This is a genomic window from Rhodococcus sp. PAMC28707 (assembly GCF_004795915.1).
In the GTDB taxonomy this organism is placed as follows: domain Bacteria; phylum Actinomycetota; class Actinomycetes; order Mycobacteriales; family Mycobacteriaceae; genus Rhodococcoides.
Genome location: NZ_CP039253.1, coordinates 1,359,167 through 1,379,854 on the forward strand (window position 1 = coordinate 1,359,167; position 20,688 = coordinate 1,379,854).

Here is a 20,688-nt window from a genome sequence, read left to right on the forward strand (position 1 = left end):
CCCGACGACCACGACACCCCAGCATTCGTCATGCTGGGGTGTCGTGGTCTTATCGCTGTCGAGGCTTCGCGAATACTCAGGCCTCGGCGTAGACCGTGCCTGGCCGCAGCATCAGTGCGAGAGCGATGGTAGCCGCCGTGCCGATGAGGATCACCACAACGACCAAGTTCAATCCATCGACCGTAGGTGCGATACTCCCCGCGATGGCCGACGATGCCAAGATTGCCGTCGCGATCGATGCGCCGATCCCCTGCCCGGCAGTTCGAACAACCGTATTCAAACCGGTTGCTTCGCTGGTGTTTTCGACCGGAACCGACTCGACGACGAGGTTCGGGAGCGCAGTGTAGGCGAACGATGTCGCGATGGACACGGTGACGACCATTGCGAACATCCCGAGCTTGGCGTCGTTGAACGCGTAGAGCAGCACCGCCGACACGGCATACATGAGGCCACCGATGAGCAGCGAAACGCGAGAACCCACCGTTCGCGAGAGACGCCCGCTCAACGGAGTGAAGGAGAAGCCCAGCACCGCGCCCGCAAGTGTCAGGGCCCCGGCCGCGCTGGGTGACATGCCGAGACCGAAAGAGCCACTGGACGGCGACTGCAGAACGATGGGGACGATCAAGTTGCTGATTCCGAAAGGACCGACCGCGAGGGTCAGCGTCGCGAGCATCGTCAACGCGAGCTTGCGATCGGTGAGCAGACGCACGTTCGCGATCGGATCTGTCACTCGAAGCTCCCACAGAACCCACAGCGCGAGAATGACCACACCGCCCACAAGCAGGCCGAGGGTCTTTCCATCGGTCCAACCCCATGAACTGCCCTTGGTGATACCCAGCAGGATTCCCGCGATGGCGGGCGCGAATGCGATGGTGCCGATCCAGTCGAGCTTCTGGGTGGTCCCGACGGGGGGAAGCCACGGAAGCACGAACACCACGAGCAGCAGCATGCACGTCGCATATACAGCCGCGACGATGAAGATCATGTGCCAGCTCGCGTAGTCGATCATCATGCCGGCAATGAAGGCCGATCCAGCACCGGCAGCCACGGCGGTACCCGAGATGACCGCGATCGCAACCGGGACCTTCACGTTGGGCAGATGCGCACGTGCCAGTCCGATGCACAGCGGGAGAATCGCACCTGCAACGCCTTGGATGGCGCGGCCACCGATGATCGCGCCCACACTGTCGCCGATGGCGCTGAACAACGAGCCGAACGTGGCGATAGCCAGGACGATGATCAAAACCCGCTCACGCCCGTACATATCACCGAGTCGTCCACACACCGCGGCGGAGGCAGCGGCAACCAGGAGGAATGCGGTCACTGCCCAGCCGACCGTCGCGGCGTCACTGTTGAAGTCTCTGATGATGGTCGGGATTGCAGCGAACACCATCGAGGTTTCGAACGCGCTGATGACCTCGATCAAACTGAGAACGAGGATGATCACCGCAGCCGAACGCTTTCTCGTGTAGCGGGCGGCCTGCGGCGCCGTCTTCTCAGGAGCCACTGGACCTGGAATCGTCGTCATCGACGCCCCCCGAGTGCGAGTAGTGAAACAGAAGAGGTCATCGCGCACGGGCGGCTTCGATCCTCGAACTCGAATCGAGTTGACTTGTCGTGCAGCATTTTTGGTCCTTGACTGCTCAGGAGGCGGCACATTCCCGCTCGGTGGAGCCAAAAAGTAGCAGTGGCCGACAGCACAATGGGCATGAATTCTCACTGGGTGAAAGTCCGACGGTTTCGGCGCCGCATTTCCGATCTCGCTCGCCCTCGACAATCGCGAGCATCCACCTGACGAGGAGACAGGCCTGAACAGTGAATAGAACCCGAAAAAGCCCCACTCGGATGAACCGAATGAGGCTGGGTACTGAAACTGTGGTGGCCAGGGCCGGGATCGAACCGGCGACCTTCCGCTTTTCAGGCGGACGCTCGTACCAACTGAGCTACCTGGCCGGGCGGCACCGGTGACAATGCCTTGTACTGATCTACGCAATTTGTACTGATCATGTAATTCGGTGTGAACACCGAACTTGCGACCCTGACGGGACTCGAACCCGCGACCTCCGCCGTGACAGGGCGGCGCGCTAACCAACTGCGCTACAGGGCCTTGCGTCGAACTCAACTAGCGCAAACATTAGCAGGTGATCAATCCGCTTCGAACCGCGCCAGCCTGCAAGAGACTGCTGTACTGCACACCGGATTGTCAATTCCGGCGATCGAACGTACCCCCTACGGGATTCGAACCCGCGCTACCGCCTTGAAAGGGCGGCGTCCTAGGCCGCTAGACGAAGGGGGCCCGCCGAACTGCTCGAACTTGCAGCTACTCGGAGTACGAGCTTCTACAATCTCGAACTGCTCTGACGTTACCCTCAACGGCATTCCGTTGGGAGCTTGGATAGCTTAGGGCACTTCTTCCGAAAAACTCAAACCGGCAGGTCAGAGGCGCTTTTTGTGGCCACCAGCGCTAGAGGTGGCCATCCGACACGTTGCCAGGTGTCCAACCACTGAGGTGTTGCCATCGCATAAAGGAGCACTTCGAGGGACTCTTGGAACAGCGCACGCAGCTCGGTGCTGTCCGAAACGAGATCGGCCATGAATCGCTGACCCGCAAGTGACGCGCTCAGCACCCTGGTGAATTTGTCAGGGTCGAACTCCGGCTTCAAGTCGCCCATTTCCTGGGCTTGGCGTGCCAATTCGTGTCCAGCCAGACCCCATGCTCGGCCGCTGCCGGTTTTGACCTCGCTATAGAACTCAGGTTCTACGATCAGCCGAAACTCGGCTCGAACTATCACGTCGGTCTGAAATCCGAGAGCGATGTCGTCGATAATGCCGCGAATGACTTCGAAGGGATGCAGCGTCGAGCCCTGCCACTTCTCGGTGATAGCGGTGTACCTCTCCAACGCAGCTACGAGCACTGCCCGGGCTAGATCTTCCTTCGATTGGAAGTGGAAGTACATCGCGCCCTTGGTGGCATTGGAGCCCTCGAGGATCGCATTGACGGACGCAGCCGCGTATCCACGTCGAGCGAACTCCGTCGCCGCAGCCTCGACGATCGCCGCTCTGGTCCTGCGTGCGCGCTCTTGTTGTGCCATTACTTTTCGTGCCTCCGAAAAAAGCGCTCTGCGTACCAGCAGTCCACACCGCTGATCGAGCGTACGTCACCAGGTCCTCGACAAAGCTGTTCATTGCCCCAGAAATGCCTGAGAAACCCAGAAAACAGACAAATCGACGACTAGAAACAAACAATCCGAGTGGTACGCTTCACCCGGCTCGAGTGCGCTGCAGGGGGTGCGCACTCGAGCCACTAGCTCATGCAGGGCAGGGTGCGCTCACCGCGAAGCACATACTTTACAAATAATACCCCACTGTAAGGCCCCGGACCGGTCAGTCGACTTGCCAACGGCCATCAGAGCCAATCACGGCGTTTGAAACTCCACCACAATCCTGTAGCCAGTCCGATCAGCAGCACAGTACTCAGCCAGAAGCCGAGAGCGCGGTCGTAACCAGGAAACGGAATGTTCTGACCGAAGTATCCCGTCACCCCGGTAGGTATGGCGATGATCGCCGCCCACGCCGTGAGCTTCTTCATGACCTCGTTCAACGAATTACCCTGCATTGCAAGACCTGTCGACAAAATGATCTCGATCGCATCACGAAGGCCGTCGACCCTCTCCGTCAGCCGAAGCGAATGATCGTACAAGTCTTGGTAATAGGGGGTGACTTCATTGTCGATCGGATGTCGGTTCGGCCTGAGCAAGCCCGCGCATACCTCGGCCATGGGCAGAACCACCCGGGAAGCAGCCACTACCGATCGGCGAACTACGAAGTTGCGCAACTGAATATCGCGAACCGGCAACCCCTCGTCGATCAAAGCATCCTCGATCGACTGCACATCCTCGTCCAATGAATCCACGACAGCGAAGTACCCGTCCATGACAGCGTCGAGAAACGACCACACCAGGTACCCCACCCCGTGGGCGATCATCGCAGACTCATCGTCCCAGCCGTCGAGAATGGTATTCAGAGCGAACGCCTCATTCGAACGAATCGTGATGAGGGCATTGCTCGTGACGAACATTCCGATTTCGGTTTCCTGAATCGAATCCTCTGCATCGAGCCGAAGTGACCTCGTATGCACGAGAAAGTGGTCACCGAATCGAACGAACCGTGGCCGCCGTCCGTGAGACAACGCTCCCTCCAGTGCCAGCGGATGGAGCTCGCGACCGCCGAGGATCTCCGCGACCCGAGACAGGTCCGCAGTCGTCGGCGCCAAAAGGTCGAACCACAGAACAGCGTCAGGGTCCGCGCTCCACTTACGGAGCGCTTCCTCGTTCGGGTCCCTCACTTCCAATGCGCCGTGCCGGTAGATGCGACCACGCGTGGCGCAGTCGATTGCACCGTGATCTTCGGTACTACGAATCACATTCGACTCCCTCTATCTACCTGACATCTGATGGTGACTCCATGATGCACCGGTGATCACGCGCGGGCTTTCATCTGGTTCGAGTCCCAACATGACACACCGCTGAAGGCCTTCGGTTCAATGCTTTTCGGTGACCACTCTCCATGCAACGGCGTTGGTGGACTTCTTCGAAGAGTTATCCACCCGACTTCCGGTCTCGAAAAGAATCGGATAACAATCCGAACTCGACCCGGCGCTGCCCACTCGCGTCGCCGAAATCGAACATAGTGTGATTCAGAGCACACAAAGCTGATCGTGGACGACGAATTCGGGTGACAGCATGGTTGTCAAAGAACTCTTACATCGTTCGGCAGGAATACTTCTCACAGCAGCACTGATCGCTGCGTATCCGTGGTCGGTCAGCGCCGACCCCGTGACGGACTTCGTCACGCCGAAGCAAGATCCCGCATCTGCCGCGGCCACTCCACTCTCGGACCCATGGTTCGACGCGCCTGCCGGATACGAGAATTCGAGCCCTGGAGCCATCCTCGGCACCCGTCCGGTGAATGTCGGCCCACTGATCACACCGGTGACCTCCACCCAGATCCTCTTTCGATCCACCGATTCCAAGGACCGACCCGTCGCGGCAGCGACCACCGTGATCGTGCCCACCGCCCCGTGGACCGGCAAGGGTAGTCGACCTGTCGTCGCCTACAACATGGCAATAGATTCACTGGGCAACACGTGCGCGCCGTCATGGACACTCCCTCGGGGTATAGCACCAGAAATCGTTGCAGTGCAACTCTTCCTGGGCAAGAATTATGCGGTGGTGGTCACCGACCACCAAGGTCCCCGGCAGGCATATGCCGCCGGACGGATAGCCGGACACGCAGTCCTCGATGCCTTGCGAGCAATGGTCGCTATACCGCAGTTGGGGCTCGACAAGGAGTCTCCGATCGCTGTAACCGGCTATTCCGGGGGCGCAATCGCATCCGGCTGGGCCGCACAACTCGCACCGTCCTACGCCCCGGAAGTGAACATCGTCGGTACCGCGTTCGGCGGTGCGCCGATCGACTACCGCATCCTGCTCGGATCCATGAACGGAACCAATGCAGCATCGACCTTGTTTCTCTCCGCCGCACTCGGCGTCGCCCGCGAATATCCGGAAATGTTCCAACTCATGAACGCGAACGGACTTCGGCTCGCGCAGATAGCGAAGGACATGTGCGTCTATCTACTCGCCCCAGGCGGGCTGGTGGCACCGATACCCGTCCAAGCACTCTCGGACATACCGAACGTGGATCGCACTCCGATCGCGGAGGAGATCATCGCTCAGACGCGGATGGGCGGTGACCTCGCGCCGTCGGCCCCTGTCTTCATTTACCAAGGGCAGCAGGAATTCTGGATCCCCAGGCAAGGCGCCGAGACCCTGTACGACGAATGGTGCGCCCACGGATCCGACGTCCGGTTGGAGGAATACCTCGGCGAACACATGACAGTCGCCGTGTCGGGCTTGCCTGCTGCCCACGCGTGGATCGACGAGCGGCTCGCGGGAACCCCCGCACCCAGAGGTTGCAGCAGCTTCGGCAAATAGCTGCTCGGCACTCTTTGGGGGTACCTGCCTGCCGACTGGGAACACCCATTACACTTTCGATCCGCGCCCCTATAGCTCAGTTGGTAGAGCTACGGACTTTTAATCCGCAGGTCGTAGGTTCGAGTCCTACTGGGGGCACCGAAGATGTCCACGCGGTGGCGGATGCCGCCCACCGCGTGTTCGGTCCCGGACGCCCGCTTCTCCACCAACGGCGGCCCACAGCGTCCGAGTACATCGAAGTACACTTGGTAACAGTTCGGCTACGGGGAACGAACTGTCAATGGGGAATGAACTGCTACGGGGGGCATCAACGCCTTGGTTCCCGGCCGACTACTGTGCGCCACGCAACGCGAGAGCGTTCACAGCGAAGTTACGGTGCCGTAGGCTAGTTCCGGATATCGGCAATGTATGGAGGCAATGTATGGCGAGGGATCTGACACAGCTGGAGCTGCTACACGAGCTGGTTCCTGTTGCGGAAGACAACGTGAACCGCCACATGTCGATGGCGAAGGAGTGGCACCCGCACGATTACGTGCCGTGGGACGAAGGCCGCAACTTCGCCGCACTCGGTGGGGTGGACTACGAACCGGAGCAGAGCACACTCTCCGAAGTAGCGCGAGCAGCGATGATCACCAACCTGCTCACCGAGGACAATCTGCCCTCGTACCACCGCGAGATCGCCGAAAACTTTTCGCAGGACGGCGCCTGGGGTACCTGGGTGGGACGGTGGACCGCCGAGGAAAACCGGCACGGCATCGTCATGCGCGATTACCTGGTGGTCACCCGCGGTGTCGATCCGGTCGCGCTCGAGCAGGCCCGGATGATTCACATGACCAACGGTTTCGCTTCACCGGCAGGCGCGCAGACCGGACTGTTGCATTCGGTCTCGTACGTCACCTTCCAGGAACTGGCCACGCGCGTATCGCATCGCAACACCGGCAAGGTGTGCGACGACCCGATCGCCGACCGGATGCTTCAGCGCATCGCGGCGGATGAGAACCTGCACATGATGTTCTACCGCAACGTCACCGCTGCTGCCCTCGACATCGCGCCGGATCAGACGTTGGAAGCGATCTCGCATATCGTGATGAACTTCCAGATGCCCGGTGCCGGGATGCCGAACTTCCGCCGCAACGGTGTGTTGATGGCCAAGCACGGGATCTACGATCTGCGTCAGCACCTCGAGGACGTGGTGTGGCCGGTGCTGCGGAAGTGGCAGATCTTCGAACGTGAGGACTTCACCGGCGTCGGGGAATCCAAGCGTGAAGAACTGGCCGTATTCCTCGAAGACCTCGAGCGTCAGGCCACCAAGTTCGAGGAAATGCGTGATCGTTCCCTCGCACGCGAAGCCGCCAAAGCAGAGGCTCGCGCTTCCTGAGCTGACATTTCGTGTGCCCGGTACCGGTATCGGTGCCGGGCACACGGCATTTCTCCCGTCCACAGATTCAAGAGGCTTCTCCCATGACATTGCAGATCGGCTCGCTCGAGCTGAACAGTCCCGTCGTTCTTGCTCCGATGGCAGGTGTGACCAATGTGGCGTTCCGCACATTGTGCCGAGAACAGGAGATAGCACGCGCCGGCAGTACGTCCGGTCTGTATGTCTGCGAGATGGTCACTGCTCGTGCGCTCGTCGAGCGCCAGCCCGCCACGATGCACATGACTACCTTCGGCCCGACCGAAACCCCGCGGTCACTGCAGCTCTACACCGTGGATCCGGACACGACTTACGCCGCGGCGAAGATGATCGTCGATGACAACCTCGCCGACCACATCGACCTCAACTTCGGTTGCCCGGTCCCGAAGGTGACGCGGAAAGGCGGCGGCGCCGCGCTCCCCTACAAGCGCAAGCTGTTCGGACGCATCGTCGCGGCTGCGGTGAAAGCGACAGAAGGAACGTCGATTCCGGTGACGGTCAAGTTCCGCGTCGGTATCGACGCGGAACATCACACACACCTCGACGCCGGCCGAATCGCGGCAGGCGAAGGTGCGGCAGCCGTGGCGCTGCACGCGCGTACGGCCTCGCAACGTTATTCGGGAACAGCCGACTGGAGTGAGATCGCTCGGTTGAAGGAGCACGTCACCGGTGTCCCCATTCTCGGCAACGGCGATATCTTCTCGGCGTCGGACGCGGTTCGCATGATGGCCGAAACCGGTTGCGACGGAGTCGTCGTCGGCCGAGGATGCCTGGGACGTCCGTGGCTGTTCGCCGAACTCAGTGCACGCTTCGCGGGGCGCGCGGAGCCCACGCCCCCGACTCTCGGCGAGGTCGCCGTCATTATTCGTCGCCATGCCGAACTTCTGGCGGCACACCATGGCGAGAGCAAGGGTCTTCGTGAACTGCGCAAGCATGTGTCGTGGTATCTGCGCGGTTTCCCAGCCGGATCCGATCTGCGCGTGGCGATGGCATTGGTGAAGACCTTGACCGAGCTGGACGATCTGCTCGGCCAACTCGACCCGACGGTGGCATTCCCGAAAGATGCCGAAGGCCCACGTGGCAGGCAAGGTTCGCCCGGCGTTGTGTCACTGCCCGAGGGGTGGCTCGATGACCCCGAGGACGATCGAGTGCCGGTCGGAGCAGATTTGATGAATTCCGGCGGCTGACCGAGGTCACGACCGCGAGGATCGGTCGGGGTGGACCCCACAGGTTTCCTCAGTATCATTGCGGGGATCGCCCGACTCGGCGGCAAGAGAGATACGCGGAAGGCCAGGTTCACATTCGTGGGTGACGATCGAGACTCGAGCCCACCTGCGCCCGAAGGACGAGCTCCCTGGGAGCGTCCGATCTCCCGAATCTCACACGAGCCTCGGTCACCGAGTAGCGCGCCGGTGCCACCCGCATCCTCACCGCCCGCCTTCTCACCGCCCGCCTCCGGCCGCAAGGTGCCCGAGCCGACCGCCAAGTCCGCGGACACCGAAACCCCCAGCGGCAAATTCAACCGGCTAGGTAAGCGCTCCTCTCGAAAGTCCGACTCGGTATCGGTCGCCGACCTCGTGGACAAGATGGCCGACGACGATCCACCCGCCGAGACTCCGTCCGTTCGCGCGTGGCCCAGCCGGCCCGAGGTCGATGACCCCACCGAAAAGATCGACCCGATCACGGACTCGACGCCGCCGCCGGTGAGCCCACCCCCGGTCGTCGCGCTACCCGAAGCCGTCGGCGCCCCCACCGATGAGCGGCCGGTCCTGACCCGCTTGGCCATGAGCAAGGTGCGACGACAAAAGCGACTACGCAATATCGGCCGCGCCGTCGTCGCCGTCGTCGCCGTTCTCGCGCTTGCACTTACCGGAATGGTCTGGGGATATCTTCGAAGCACCGACCAAGGTTTTGCACAGGTCGCTGCCCTGGACCTGGATTCGACGGACGTCGTGGACGCGGCCGGACAATATGGTGACGAGACTTATCTGATCGTCGGAACGGACACTCGTACCGGTGCCAGCGGCGAGGTCGGCGCAGGTACGGTGGCCGATGCCGAAGGCGCCCGCTCGGACACCGTGATGTTGGTCAACATTCCTGCTGATCGAAGCCGCGTCGTCGCGGTCTCGTTCCCGCGCGACCTCGACGTCGTTCGCCCGGAATGCGAGGGCTTCGACAATTCCACCAACACCTACACCGGCGAGATGTACCCCTCAGCGGACGGCGACAAGCTCAACGCGACCTATGCGCTCGGCGGGCCCAAGTGCCTCGTCAAGACGATCCAGAAGATCTCGGGGTTGAAGATCAGCCACTTCGTCGGTATGGATTTCGCCGGCTTCGAATCGATGGTGGACGAGGTCGGTGGCGTCGAAGTCTGCACGCCGCAGCCCCTGGTCGACTACGAACTCGGCACTGTCCTGGCAACAGCTGGGGAGCAGCGTATCGATGGCCGCACGGCCCTGAATTACGTCCGGGCGCGCAATGTGGAAAGCGAGGGCAATGGCGACTACGGGCGTATCAAGCGTCAACAGCGGTTCCTGTCCTCCCTCCTTCGGTCTGCGCTCTCGAACAAGGTCCTGCTCGACCCAGGCAAGCTCAACGGGTTCGTCGGTGCCTTCACCAGCGACACCTTCGTCGAGAACGTGAAGACCAAGGACCTCGTCACTCTCGGTCGTTCCCTGCAGAACGTCGATGCTGGAGCCGTCACCTTCCTGACGATCCCCACTTCGGGCACCAACGACTGGGGCAACGAGATCCCGATCGACGACGCCATTGTGGCGATCTTCAGTGCCATCATCAACGACGAGCCGTTGCCCGGCGAAGAACGTGAGGACCCGCCTCCCAGCACGGAGCCGTCGGTTCAACCGACAGCGCCGATGTTGGCAGTCGATCCGACAACCGTGTCGATCCAGGTCTCCAATGCTTCCGAGCTGGTAGGAATGGCGGCCACCGCGTCGAGCGAACTATCCACCTACGGGTTCCAGATTCTCGATGTCGGCAACTTCGTCGGAACAGCCAAGCAGACCGTCGTCCGCTATTCGCAGGGCCAGGAATCCGAGGCGGCAACGGTGGCGTCGGCGATACCCGGTGCAGTCATCGAGCAAGCGCAGGGGCTCGACAGCATCGTCGAGGTCGTACTCGGCTCGGACTACCCCGGGTACACCGCTGCACCGACGGCGTTCGGTGAGCCGATCGAAGCTACGCAAGTTCAGGGTTCGACCGAGGGTGCGCCGTTGCCCGAGGATCTCTCGTTCACGAACGCCGCCGACGATACCTGCGCCTGAGTAAGCCATTCACGCTCCGTTCACCCTCTCGACGGTGACCAGATGGGTGTGACCTACTAAACTCACAGGTATGCGCGTCGCCTACAAAGAACAGATGAACGACCTTGCCGATGCCCTCGGACAGATGGCCACACTGGCCGGCTCTGCGATGGAGAAGGCAACTCAGTCACTACTTCAAGCAGACTTGCTCCTCGCCGAGCAGGTCATCTCCGATCACGACAAGATCTCCGAACTGAGCACCATTGCCGAGGAGAGGGCATTCACCCTCCTCGCGCTCCAAGCTCCGGTAGCAGGAGATCTTCGCTCGGTCGTGTCGGGAATCCAGATCGTCGCCGACATCGAGCGGATGGGGGCTCTCGCCCTGCACGTCGCCAAGATCACTCGGCGTCGCCACCCCAACAACGCACTCCCCGAAGAGGTCAACGGCTACTTCGCCGAAATGGGTCGAATCGCCGTGCAACTCGGAGCATCCGCGCGCGAGGTTCTCGAGACCCGCGATCCCGAGCGCGCCGCCAAGCTCCACGAGGAGGACGAGGCGATGGACGACCTTCATCGTCACTTGTTCACGGTGCTGATGGATCGTGAGTGGAGTCACGGCGTCGCGGCGGCGGTGGACGTCACCCTTCTCGGGCGGTTCTACGAGCGTTTCGCCGACCATGCAGTCGAGGTCGGACGCCGAGTCATCTTCCTCGCCACCGGTGAAATGCCAACCGAATTGAGCAACACACACCTGCCCAGCAGCTGACCCCTTCGCTCGTACCGAACGCGCACAAGAAGAACCCCCGAACGCTGAGCGTTCGGGGGTTCTTTTCATGTACTTTCCCTAGCCGAAGCGACCGGAGATGTAGTCCTCGGTGGCTTTCTGGGTCGGATTGGAGAAGATCTTCTCGGTGTCGTCGATCTCGATGAGCTTGCCTGGCTTACCGGTGGCCTCGAGGTTGAAGAAGCCAGTCTGATCGCTCACGCGTGCGGCCTGCTGCATGTTGTGCGTGACGATGACGATCGTGAAGTCCTTCTTCAGCTCACCGATGAGGTCTTCGATGGCGAGCGTCGAGATCGGGTCCAGCGCCGAGCACGGCTCGTCCATGAGGAGGACGTCTGGCTTCACTGCGATGGCACGGGCAATGCACAGTCGCTGTTGCTGGCCGCCTGAGAGACCGCCACCGGGCTTGTCCAGGCGGTCTTTGACCTCGTTCCAGAGGTTTGCGCCTTTGAGGGAGCGCTCGGCGATCTCGTCGAGTTCCTTCTTCTTTCGTCCACCCTGCAGCTTCAGGCCTGCGACGACGTTGTCTCGGATCGACATCGTCGGGAAAGGGTTGGGGCGCTGGAAGACCATGCCGATGGTGCGACGGACACCGACCGGGTCCACGCCGGAGCCGTAGATGTCCTCGCCGTCGAGCAGCACTGATCCTTCTACGTGTGCGCCCGGGGTGACCTCGTGCATACGGTTGAGCGAACGCAGCACTGTGGATTTGCCGCAGCCGGAGGGCCCGATGAAGGCAGTCACGCCACGCGGAGGAACCGCAAGGGTGACACCTGCGACGGCTTGGAACTTGCCGTAGAAGATGTTGACGTCTTTCAGGTCGAGACGTTTTGCCATGATCGGCTCCTGTGTTTCTCGAGCGGGGAGATTCGTGGGTGGCGCAGTGATCAGAAGTTCTTGGGTGCGAAGAACTTGGAGACCAATTTCGCGCCGATGTTGAGCAGAGCAATGATCAGGATCAGCGTCAGTGCTGCTCCCCACATGCGCTCGCTGGTGAGTGCGCCGGTTCCGGCTTTCTGCAGGTCGACCATCATGAGCGGCAGGGACGTCTGCGGCCCCTCGAACAGATTGAAGTTGATCGAGGTAGCGGAGCCGACCAGGATCAGCACCGGCGCGGTCTCACCCATGACCCGGGCGAGCGCGAGCATGATGCCGGTGACGATGCCGGACAGTGCCGTCGGAACAACGATCTTCGCGATGGTCTTCCATTTCGGTACACCGAGTGCATACGACGCCTCGCGCAGATCCTGCGGAACGATGCGCAGCATCTCCTCCGACGACCTCACGATGACCGGGATCATCAGCAGAACCAAGGCAAGCGCGACGGCGATGCCGGACCGGTCGAAGCCGAAGGTGGCGATCCACAGTGTGTAGATGAACAGTGCGGCGACGATGGACGGGACTCCGGTCAGAATGTCGACCATGAAGGTCGTCACCTTGGCGAGGCGTGTTCCGACACCGTATTCGACGAGGTAGATGGCGACGAAGACACCGATCGGAATCGAGATCAACGCGCAGAACAATCCCTGCATCAGCGTGCCGACAATGGCGTGGTAGGCGCCGCCACCGGCAATGAACGGGGTGAGGCCTGCTTGCGAGTTCATCCACCATTCGGGTGCGACCACTGCTCTGATGCCGCGCGAGATCACCGTGTAGAGCACCCAGATGAGCGGAACCAGCGCGACCAGTACGGCCAGACTGACCAGCACTGTCGCGAATCCGTTGGCGAATTTACGTCGAGCACTGACGCCCTTGAAGGTCTTTTCCTTGACCGGACGATCCAGCGTTGCGGTCATGGCCTAGGCCTTCTTTCCAGCGATGGCGGCGCGAGCGCCCGCGTTGACGACGAAGGTGAGCACGAAGAGAACGAGGCCCGCCGCGATATAGGCGCCCGCCTGGAGCTGGTTGTTGAACTCACCTGCCGCGAGTGCAATCTTTGTCGCGAAAGTATTTCCGCCGTCGAAGAGTGTCCATCCGAAGGTCGATTGTGTGCTGCGAATGATGATGTACAGCGCGATGGTCTCGCCGAGTGCGCGCCCGAGTCCGAGCATCGAACCACTGACGAATCCAGATTTTCCGAATGGAATGACGGTGGTCCGGACGACTTCCCACCGTGTTGCGCCGAGCGCGAGGGCCGCTTCGATCTGCCCTTTCGGCGTCTGTACGAAGACTTCACGTGTCACTGCCGCGATGATCGGAAGGATCATGACGGCGAGGACGATGCCGGCGGTGAAGATGGTGCCTCCACCGGCGATCGATACCGACCCGGTGGCGAAAAGCGGAAACCAGGCGAGGTTGGTGTTGAGCCATTCGGCGAACGGGCTGATGGCCGGCGCCAACACGTACAGGCCCCAGAGTCCGAAGACGATCGACGGCACTGCAGCAAGCAGATCGACGACGTAACCCAGCGGGCCCGCCACTTTCTTCGGCGCGTAGTTGGTGAGATAGACCGCGATTCCGAGCGCGACCGGCATCGCCAGGATCAACGCGAAGATCGACACTGTCGCGGTCACCAGGAACAGGTCCCGGATACCGAAGACCATGGCCGAGGTGTCCGAGGTACTCCAACTTCCGTTGTACGTCAGGAAGCTGACCGTGTTGTTCTGCAGCGCCGGAATCGCCCGCCACAGCAGGAACAGTCCGATGGCGGCGATGAGCACGATGATGAAGACACCCGAGCCCTTGGCGAGGGTGGCGAAGATGCGGTCACCAGGGCGAGTGACGGTACCGCCCTTGGCCTTCTTGTCCGGCAATTGAATGGACTCTTCCGTGTTCCGGGGCGCCCCGGTCGCGGTGGTGTCATCCGCGGACGTAACGCCGGTGATCGAGTGGGTGTCTCTCATACCGCTCACGTCTCTCGTGTGGTGGTCGAGGACGGGTCCTGCCCGATGCCGAGGAGATTCATCCAAGGCATCGATCCAGGTTCTCGTCTCATTGAATCAGGCGATCGCGTCGATAGCAGTGACCAAACGCTCTTTGAAGGACTCGGGCAGCGGCACGTAGCCGGCTTGCTCGAGACCCTGCTGGCCCTCGTTGGCGGCACTGAGCAGGAAGGACTTCACGGCCGCGCTGGTATCGGCGTCGTAACCCTTCGAGCAGACAATTTCGTAGGTGGCGAGGACCAACGGGTAGGAATCTTCGGCTTTGCTGGCGTAGAGGGCGTCGATATCGATGACGAGATCGTTGCCCTCGCCGGAGAACGCAGCAGTATCGATGGCTGCGCCCGCGGTCTCACTGCTCAGCTCGACCGGCCCGTTGCCGAAGTCGACGTCGGCGGTGCCGAGACTCTCCTGGTCGGCGAAGCCCTTCTCGACGTAGGTGATCGAGCCTGGAGTCGCAGCGACCGCCTGTGCGACCCCGGACGAACCGTTCGCGCCTTCGCCGACGCCGCCGGCCCAATCGGAGCTGTGGTCGAGTGTCCAGGCCTCGGGTGCGGACGCTGCGAGGAAGCGTTGGAAGTTGTCGCTGGTGCCTGAGGAGTCGGAGCGGTAGATCGGAGTGATCGGGGTTGCCGGGAGCGAGACGCCCTCGTTGACCGCGGCTACGGCCGGGTCGTTCCAGGTGGTGATCTGGCCGGTGAACATGCGGGCCGCAAGGTCGGGGGTAACCACGAGGTTGTCGACACCGTCGAGGTTGTATGCGATAGCAACCGGGCCGAATACGAGTGGGAGATTCCAGGCGGGGTTGCCCTGGCATCGTTCGGCGGCTGCGGCGGCCTGCTCTTTCTTGATGGCCGAGTCCGAGCCTGCGAAGTCGACGAGGCCGGCTACGAACTGCGTGCGGCCGTTGCCCGAACCACTCGTCGTGTATTCGACGGCTTTGCCGGAGCACACGCCCGCGTACACGGATGTGAAGTTGTACATCGCGTTCTGCTGGGCAGAGGATCCTTCACCGGTCAGCGGTGACTTGCCCTCACATGTTGCGGCTGTGCTCCCCGATGCCGCTTCGATGTTCGAGTCGCTGCCGCACGCCGTCAGCAGCATGGCACTGATCGCCGCTGCGCTGATCAAAGCAGCATTGCGCTTGAGGTTCACCGTTTCCTCCGAGGATTCTTGTTGCCGTTGTCGCTGATAGGGCAGCGTCGGCGCTACCCACAGCAAAACGTAAAGGGGGCCGGTTGACAGCTACCCCCGAAACAGTGAACGGAGAATGAACAGAGTGGGCAATTGTCCGTTTACGGACGCGCGTACGCCGCGTCGACGTGGAATCGCGAGAAACCGAGACGTTCGTAGGTGTGCACAGCAGCGGTGTTGTCCGCCTCGACGTAGAGCAGCACTTCGGCAAGCTGTCGGTCGCGCAGGTAGTGCAAGCCTGCGAGGGTCAGAACCCGGCCGAGACCACGCCCCTGCGACGCCGGGTCGATACCGACGACATAGACCTCGCCGATCTCGTCTTCGCCTGCCTCGGCGGCGTGCACTTTCGTCCAATGAAAGCCGAGCAGATGGTCGGTGCCTTCTTCGAAGGCGAGGAACACCCCGGCCGGGTCGAACCATTCTTCGTCGCGGCGTTCGGCAATGTCCTTCGCGGTCCAGCCACCTTGTTCGGGGTGCCAGGCAAACGCTGCACTGTTGACGCGCAGAAGTTCCGCATCCTCGCACGGTCCATCATAGGTACGCAACGTAATACTCTCCGGAACAACAACTTCGGGCAGTTCCGGCGCCGCGAGCGAGCGACGCATTTGCAGCAGTTCACGAGCTACCGTCAGGCCGAGTCGGGCGGCGACCGCCTGCGCGGGTTCGAGGTTTCCGTGGGCCCAGACTCGGGCTCCGTCTCCACCCTCGGACAGTGCACGGTCGACGAGGCTTCCTCCCGCGCCTCGGCCGCGAAACTCCGGATCCACGACGACTTCAGCCATCGGCGGAGCCTCGGCCGAACCAGCCGCGATGCCCGCGTAGCCGAAGATACGAGTTCCCTCGGAAACAACCAGATGCTGCACCGAGTTGTCCGCCGAGATTGCCTTGACGGCCTGTTCCGACAGAGGCGCCGTACCGTCGGTGACGGCGGCACGTGACACCACCGCCTTGACGGCCTCGGACACCTCCGAGGTCATCGCTGCGGGGTCGAGTCGGGAGATTTCGAACGAGAGGGTCATCTACTGAGCCGCACTTCCGTTGGTCGTACTGTCGATCGAGGTCAACTCGGCGCCGTCATGGCCATCGTCTTCGTGCCCTGCTACCACCGGCCCACCCTTTGCCGTGCGAGAAGGGCGCACTGCCTTGTATCCAACGTTGCGGACGGTACCGATCAGTGACTCGTACTCGGTGCCGAGTTTCGCGCGGAGGCGTCGAACATGCACGTCCACGGTTCGGGTGCCACCGAAGAAGTCGTATCCCCATACCTCTTGGAGCAGCTGCGCACGCGTGAACACTCGCCCTGCGTGCAAAGCCAGATACTTGAGGAGTTCGAACTCCTTGTATGTCAGATCGAGGGGGCGTCCGCGTAACCGTGCGGTGTACGTGCCCTCGTCGATCACGAGTTCGCCGAGAGTGATTTTTCCCGACGCCTCCGGGCTTGCCACTCCCCCGGAACGTCCGACGAGTAGACGGAGCCGGGCATCGAGCTCGGCGGGTCCGGTGCCGGGAAGAAGAATGTCGTCCAGGCCCCACTCGGAGTTGACCGCGACGAGACCGCCCTCGGTGAGTACGGCCACCACCGGGATCGCCGAGCCGGTACTGCCCAGCAACCGGCACAATCCGCGCGCGGCGGCCAAGTCGGTACGAGCGTCGACCAGGGCGATATCAGCGGAACCTGCCTCCAGGAGCGAGGAAACTTCCGTGGGAACAGGCCGCACGTGGTGCGACAGAAGCGCAAGCGACGGTAGAACGGCCTCCGGATTCGGATCGGAGGTCAGAAGCAGGAGCTCCACACAGCCTCTATTCTTACCGCTGTCGTGCCGATATCGAACTGAGTCGATTTTCGGCGGGACGCCGTCTTCGGGAGCGAAGCCGACGGCTTTCTCAGGGGGCAAGACTAACTTGTCCACGGGGGCCACCGTTCAACGCAGTCCCGGATCCTTCGGTCACAATGGTCCCCATGCGCAAACTGATCATCGGTCTCGTGAGTCTGCTGGCACTCGCCCTCGTCGTCGACTTCGGGGTTGCGGCCTACTCCGAGTACCGCGTCTCTCGCGCGATTCGTGAGGGCGGGGACCTCACCTCCGACCCTCAGGTCACGATCCACGGTTTCCCTTTTCTGACCCAGGCCGTCGAAGGCAAATACCAGAATGTGGAGGTCCGGGCACAGGACGTCCCCAACGATTACGTCGGGTCGACGACGATCGAAGCCAATCTGCGTGGCGTGTCGATCCCCCTGTCGGACTTGGCCGACGGGTCGGTGCAGACCGTTCCCGTCGACAAGCTGGACGGGAGGGTGCGCATCGAAGCGACGGACCTCGGGCGCTTCCTCGGCATCGTCGACCTGCAGGTTTCTGCGCCACCCGCCGACAAGTCGGACGGCACGGGCGGTTCGGGTGGGTCGGGAAAAACGACGAACGGCGGAGTCGTGCTCACCGGTACCGTGCCGGTCGGCCCGGTCGAGACCGAAGTCAGTGTTCAGGCAGATCTCATTCTCGATGGTGATCGGGTGAGCATCGTCGCGACCAATTTCTACTTCGGCCCGGAGGGCAGTGCCGACTTCACGATCCCCGACTTCGCGAAGTCTGCTGTGCTCGGTCTGTTCACCAAGACGATCGATCGCCAGACTCTTCCGTTCGGAGTGCTCCCCACCGATGTCTATGCGGAGGGTTCGCAGATCGTGATCGAAGGCTCGGCGGAGAATGTGACGATCGACTTGGACCAGATCGAAAAGTCATGACCGGAATCACAATTCTCGTGGCCGTACTGGTTGCCGCATCGGTGGTCGGCGTAGTCCTCACCTCACGTGCAGGAAAGGTGCGGCACGCGGCCACGGAGGGAGCCTCCCCTCGCTTGACTGCCATGCTGGCAGACGCCGGCGCAGTCTCTGGGCACGCCACAGTTCTGCACTTCTCCGCCGACTGGTGTGGCCCCTGTAGTGCGGTGCGACGCGTCGTTGGTCAGGTACTCGCCGAACTGGACGGTCCCACCGAACTCGAACTCGACATCGACGAACATTCCGCGCTCGCCCGGGAACTGGGCGTGCTGTCGCTTCCGACGACATTCGTTCTCGACGGGCAGCTGAACCAGCGTGTTCGGATTGCAGGAGTCCCGAAAGCGGCGGCCCTCGAGGCTGCGTTGCTCGACCTGTAGTTCTGCTGGTCGAAGTTCTCGGGGTAGGGTGTTCTACGTGTTGTCCCGCCATGAGCTGTTGCTCACCAGTCGTCGCACGGTAGACCTGTGCCGACTGGGCGGTTGTTGCTGTCGCTGCTGCTGATCCCTCGTTCCGCAGGTGCCCTTGGTGCGCACTCCGGAAGACTTTCAGGCGATCACGGGTAGATCCCCTATTACCCCTCTGCAGATGTGCCGGTTCCGTCCATCGGACCCGCCTCGACAACCGACTCGGTCAACAAATTCAAGCGCAGGAGCACTTTCTCGATGTCTACTGACCTACATTCCGCGGTCGAACAAGTCGATGCCCGTGGACCACGATTCGCGGCCTGGATCACCACCGCCGTACTCGTCGCAGTTCTACTGTTGTCGACCTTCTCCGTTGTTGCCGCGGCAGTGCTACTTGCTGCGCAGGCAGTGGTCTTCGCGATCGGTGCCGCCTTCGGCCCGAAGCGCAGCCCATACGGCCGACTGTTCGGACTGATTCTCGCACCGAGGTTGTCGCCGACCAGCGAACGCGAGCCAACGCCGCCACTGAGGTTCGCGCAGCTCGTCGGCTTCCTGTTCGCGGCCGCCGGTGTCCTCGGTTTCGCCGCTGGACTACCGACTCTCGGCGCTGTGGCCACTGGCTTTGCACTGTTCGCGGCCTTCCTCAATGCGGCCTTCGCCTTGTGCCTCGGCTGCCAGATCTATCCCCTCGTGGCGCGCGTGCGACCGCATACCGCCAGCGCCTGACATACCTACCGACACAATTTCTCCCCTCTGATATCCATCACCGAAAGGAAACCCATGGCCCGCTCCGACGTCCTGGTCTCTGCCGACTGGGCCGAGCAGAACCTGAACGCCACGAAGACCGTTTTCGTCGAGGTCGACGAAGACGCAAGCGCCTACGACGGCGGTCACATCGAAGGCGCAGTGAAACTCGACTGGCGCAAGGACCTGCAGGACCCGGTTCGCCGCGACTTCCTCGGCCAGGATCAGTTCTCAGATCTCCTGTCGGCGAAGGGAATCGCCAACGACGACACCATCGTGCTGTACGGCGGTAACAACAACTGGTTCGCTGCCTACGCGTACTGGTACTTCAAGTTGTACGGCCACAAGGACGTCAAGCTCATCGACGGTGGCCGTAAGAAGTGGGAACTCGACGGTCGTCCACTGTCGAGCGATGTCGTCACCCGGGACACGACCCAGTACCGAGCACAAGCGCCCGACCTGTCGATCCGCGCATTCCGCGACGAGGTCATCGACGCCATCGGCAACAAGAACCTCATCGACGTCCGCTCCCCCGACGAGTTCTCCGGCAAGATCCTCGCGCCGGCGCACCTGCCGCAGGAGCAGGCGCAGCAGCGTGGACACGTGCCCTCCGCGATCAACATCCCGTGGAGCACCACCGCCAACGAGGACGGCACGTTCAAGAACGACGACGCCCTCGAAGCGCTGTACAAGGAAAAGGGCTACGACGAGGGCAAGGCGACCATCGCTTACTGCCGCATCGGCGAGCGCTCGAGCCACACCTGGTTCGTTTTGAAGGAACTTCTCGGCAAGTCCGACGTCAAGAACTACGACGGCAGCTGGGTCGAGTACGGCTCCCTCGTGGGAGCACCCATCGAGTTGGAGGTTCACTGATCATGTGCGGAGCACCCGTTCAAGGCCAAACTATTCCGGCAGGCGTCGATGTCGAGAAGGAGACCGTCATCACCGGTCGTGTTCTTGCCACCGACGGTGAGCCTGTGGGCGGCGCATTCGTGCGTTTGCTCGACGGCACCGGCGAGTTCACAGCAGAGGTAGTGGCGTCGGGAACCGGAGACTTCCGGTTCTTCGCGGCACCCGGCAAGTGGACTTTGCGTGCACTGTCCGCGTCCGGTAACGGTGACGCGGTGATCACCCCGGAGGGTGCAGGCGTGCACTCGGCGAATGTGACCGTCGGAGCCTGATTTCATACAGAGCACGAAAGAGCCCCGCATCGATTCTTCGTCGATGCGGGGCT

Annotated in this window: 19 protein-coding genes and 4 tRNA genes; 11 read left to right on the forward strand and 12 right to left on the reverse strand. The window is 61.9% G+C overall.

Translation table 11 applies throughout. The features are described from left to right. Positions 1 to 76: 76 nt before the first annotated feature. The 6 genes from E5720_RS06160 to E5720_RS06185 all read right to left on the reverse strand — a co-directional run bounded on the left by E5720_RS06160 (position 77) and on the right by E5720_RS06185 (position 4,423). The gene (locus E5720_RS06160; protein ID WP_136169917.1) at positions 77 to 1,528 is read right to left on the reverse strand and encodes an MFS transporter; all 1,452 of its coding nucleotides are present in this window, start codon (positions 1,526 to 1,528) and stop codon (positions 77 to 79) included. A gap of 348 nt (positions 1,529 to 1,876) precedes the next feature. Then, positions 1,877 to 1,953: transfer RNA gene (locus E5720_RS06165), tRNA-Phe, on the reverse strand. A gap of 80 nt (positions 1,954 to 2,033) precedes the next feature. Beyond that, positions 2,034 to 2,107, reverse strand: a tRNA-Asp gene (locus E5720_RS06170). 116 nt (positions 2,108 to 2,223) lie between these two features. Then, positions 2,224 to 2,296: transfer RNA gene (locus E5720_RS06175), tRNA-Glu, on the reverse strand. 127 nt (positions 2,297 to 2,423) lie between these two features. Beyond that, positions 2,424 to 3,092 carry a ScbR family autoregulator-binding transcription factor gene (locus E5720_RS06180; RefSeq protein ID WP_136169918.1) on the reverse strand — a complete coding sequence of 223 codons (669 nt, stop codon included), beginning with the start codon at positions 3,090 to 3,092 and terminating at the stop codon, positions 2,424 to 2,426. Positions 3,093 to 3,406: 314 nt separating this feature from the next. Further along, positions 3,407 to 4,423 (reverse strand): magnesium transporter CorA family protein, encoded by a 1,017-nt coding sequence (locus tag E5720_RS06185; protein ID WP_136169919.1) that lies wholly within the window; start codon positions 4,421 to 4,423, stop codon positions 3,407 to 3,409. A 319-nt stretch (positions 4,424 to 4,742) separates the two neighbouring features. On the opposite strand from E5720_RS06185, the gene E5720_RS06190 reads away from it, so the two are divergent. From E5720_RS06190 to phoU, 6 genes are all read left to right on the forward strand, one after another. Beyond that, the gene (locus tag E5720_RS06190) at positions 4,743 to 5,996 is read left to right on the forward strand and encodes a lipase family protein (RefSeq protein ID WP_136169920.1); all 1,254 of its coding nucleotides are present in this window, start codon (positions 4,743 to 4,745) and stop codon (positions 5,994 to 5,996) included. A 65-nt stretch (positions 5,997 to 6,061) separates the two neighbouring features. Beyond that, positions 6,062 to 6,134: transfer RNA gene (locus tag E5720_RS06195), tRNA-Lys, on the forward strand. A gap of 283 nt (positions 6,135 to 6,417) precedes the next feature. After that, positions 6,418 to 7,374, forward strand: a complete 957-nt coding sequence (locus E5720_RS06200) for an acyl-ACP desaturase (RefSeq protein WP_084347099.1) — start codon at positions 6,418 to 6,420, stop codon at positions 7,372 to 7,374. An 83-nt stretch (positions 7,375 to 7,457) separates the two neighbouring features. Next, positions 7,458 to 8,597: a tRNA dihydrouridine synthase DusB gene (gene dusB, locus E5720_RS06205; RefSeq protein WP_136169921.1), complete on the forward strand. Its 1,140-nt coding sequence runs from the start codon at positions 7,458 to 7,460 to the stop codon at positions 8,595 to 8,597. 117 nt (positions 8,598 to 8,714) lie between these two features. After that, positions 8,715 to 10,694 (forward strand): LCP family protein, encoded by a 1,980-nt coding sequence (locus E5720_RS06210; RefSeq protein ID WP_136172481.1) that lies wholly within the window; start codon positions 8,715 to 8,717, stop codon positions 10,692 to 10,694. Positions 10,695 to 10,764: 70 nt separating this feature from the next. Further along, complete coding sequence (gene phoU / locus E5720_RS06215) at positions 10,765 to 11,439, forward strand: phosphate signaling complex protein PhoU (RefSeq protein ID WP_136169922.1); 675 nt, start codon at positions 10,765 to 10,767, stop codon at positions 11,437 to 11,439. A gap of 78 nt (positions 11,440 to 11,517) precedes the next feature. Here the strand turns inward: phoU and pstB are convergent, their stop codons facing one another. The 6 genes from pstB to E5720_RS06245 form a co-directional block, all read right to left on the reverse strand. Next, positions 11,518 to 12,294: a phosphate ABC transporter ATP-binding protein PstB gene (gene pstB / locus E5720_RS06220; protein WP_136169923.1), complete on the reverse strand. Its 777-nt coding sequence runs from the start codon at positions 12,292 to 12,294 to the stop codon at positions 11,518 to 11,520. Positions 12,295 to 12,344: 50 nt separating this feature from the next. Next, entirely contained in the window at positions 12,345 to 13,253 is a 909-nt protein-coding gene (gene pstA / locus E5720_RS06225) for a phosphate ABC transporter permease PstA (RefSeq protein ID WP_136169924.1), read from the reverse strand. Positions 13,254 to 13,256: 3 nt separating this feature from the next. Beyond that, a complete protein-coding gene (pstC, locus tag E5720_RS06230; RefSeq protein WP_136172482.1) occupies positions 13,257 to 14,300 on the reverse strand; it encodes a phosphate ABC transporter permease subunit PstC in 1,044 nt (347 codons plus the stop codon). A gap of 96 nt (positions 14,301 to 14,396) precedes the next feature. Further along, complete coding sequence (gene pstS, locus E5720_RS06235) at positions 14,397 to 15,491, reverse strand: phosphate ABC transporter substrate-binding protein PstS (RefSeq protein ID WP_136169925.1); 1,095 nt, start codon at positions 15,489 to 15,491, stop codon at positions 14,397 to 14,399. Positions 15,492 to 15,631: 140 nt separating this feature from the next. Next, on the reverse strand, positions 15,632 to 16,549 hold the full coding sequence (mshD, locus tag E5720_RS06240) for a mycothiol synthase (protein WP_136169926.1): 918 nt from the start codon (positions 16,547 to 16,549) through the stop codon (positions 15,632 to 15,634). Then, on the reverse strand, positions 16,550 to 17,323 hold the full coding sequence (locus E5720_RS06245) for a response regulator transcription factor (RefSeq protein ID WP_136169927.1): 774 nt from the start codon (positions 17,321 to 17,323) through the stop codon (positions 16,550 to 16,552). Positions 17,324 to 17,490: 167 nt separating this feature from the next. Between E5720_RS06245 and E5720_RS06250 the strand changes: the two genes are divergently transcribed. The 5 genes from E5720_RS06250 (at position 17,491) to E5720_RS06270 (ending at position 20,635) form a co-directional block, all read left to right on the forward strand. Beyond that, a complete protein-coding gene (locus E5720_RS06250) occupies positions 17,491 to 18,270 on the forward strand; it encodes an LmeA family phospholipid-binding protein (RefSeq protein ID WP_168708288.1) in 780 nt (259 codons plus the stop codon). Continuing rightward, the gene (locus E5720_RS06255) at positions 18,267 to 18,683 is read left to right on the forward strand and encodes a thioredoxin family protein (RefSeq protein WP_136169929.1); all 417 of its coding nucleotides are present in this window, start codon (positions 18,267 to 18,269) and stop codon (positions 18,681 to 18,683) included. Before E5720_RS06250 ends, E5720_RS06255 begins: the two co-directional genes overlap by 4 nt. 285 nt (positions 18,684 to 18,968) lie before the next feature. Next, the gene (locus tag E5720_RS06260; RefSeq protein ID WP_136169930.1) at positions 18,969 to 19,436 is read left to right on the forward strand and encodes a DUF4395 domain-containing protein; all 468 of its coding nucleotides are present in this window, start codon (positions 18,969 to 18,971) and stop codon (positions 19,434 to 19,436) included. Between the two features lie 54 nt (positions 19,437 to 19,490). Continuing rightward, on the forward strand, positions 19,491 to 20,327 hold the full coding sequence (locus E5720_RS06265; RefSeq protein ID WP_084347087.1) for a sulfurtransferase: 837 nt from the start codon (positions 19,491 to 19,493) through the stop codon (positions 20,325 to 20,327). 2 nt (positions 20,328 to 20,329) lie between these two features. Then, a complete protein-coding gene (locus E5720_RS06270) occupies positions 20,330 to 20,635 on the forward strand; it encodes a DUF1416 domain-containing protein (protein ID WP_136169931.1) in 306 nt (101 codons plus the stop codon). Positions 20,636 to 20,688 lie beyond the last annotated feature (53 nt).

Bases quoted from the DNA above. Each gene is read 5' to 3' on its own strand.
- E5720_RS06160 (WP_136169917.1), bottom strand. From the start codon at position 1,528: ATGACGACGATTCCAGGTCCAGTGGCTCCTGAGAAGACGGCGCCGCAG.
- E5720_RS06180 (WP_136169918.1), bottom strand. From the start codon at position 3,092: ATGGCACAACAAGAGCGCGCACGCAGGACCAGAGCGGCGATCGTCGAG.
- E5720_RS06190 (WP_136169920.1), top strand. From the start codon at position 4,743: ATGGTTGTCAAAGAACTCTTACATCGTTCGGCAGGAATACTTCTCACA.
- E5720_RS06200 (WP_084347099.1), top strand. From the start codon at position 6,418: ATGGCGAGGGATCTGACACAGCTGGAGCTGCTACACGAGCTGGTTCCT.
- dusB (WP_136169921.1), top strand. From the start codon at position 7,458: ATGACATTGCAGATCGGCTCGCTCGAGCTGAACAGTCCCGTCGTTCTT.
- phoU (WP_136169922.1), top strand. From the start codon at position 10,765: ATGCGCGTCGCCTACAAAGAACAGATGAACGACCTTGCCGATGCCCTC.
- pstB (WP_136169923.1), bottom strand. From the start codon at position 12,294: ATGGCAAAACGTCTCGACCTGAAAGACGTCAACATCTTCTACGGCAAG.
- pstA (WP_136169924.1), bottom strand. From the start codon at position 13,253: ATGACCGCAACGCTGGATCGTCCGGTCAAGGAAAAGACCTTCAAGGGC.
- pstC (WP_136172482.1), bottom strand. From the start codon at position 14,300: ATGAGAGACACCCACTCGATCACCGGCGTTACGTCCGCGGATGACACC.
- mshD (WP_136169926.1), bottom strand. From the start codon at position 16,549: ATGACCCTCTCGTTCGAAATCTCCCGACTCGACCCCGCAGCGATGACC.
- E5720_RS06250 (WP_168708288.1), top strand. From the start codon at position 17,491: ATGCGCAAACTGATCATCGGTCTCGTGAGTCTGCTGGCACTCGCCCTC.
- E5720_RS06255 (WP_136169929.1), top strand. From the start codon at position 18,267: ATGACCGGAATCACAATTCTCGTGGCCGTACTGGTTGCCGCATCGGTG.
- E5720_RS06260 (WP_136169930.1), top strand. From the start codon at position 18,969: ATGTCTACTGACCTACATTCCGCGGTCGAACAAGTCGATGCCCGTGGA.
- E5720_RS06265 (WP_084347087.1), top strand. From the start codon at position 19,491: ATGGCCCGCTCCGACGTCCTGGTCTCTGCCGACTGGGCCGAGCAGAAC.
- E5720_RS06270 (WP_136169931.1), top strand. From the start codon at position 20,330: ATGTGCGGAGCACCCGTTCAAGGCCAAACTATTCCGGCAGGCGTCGAT.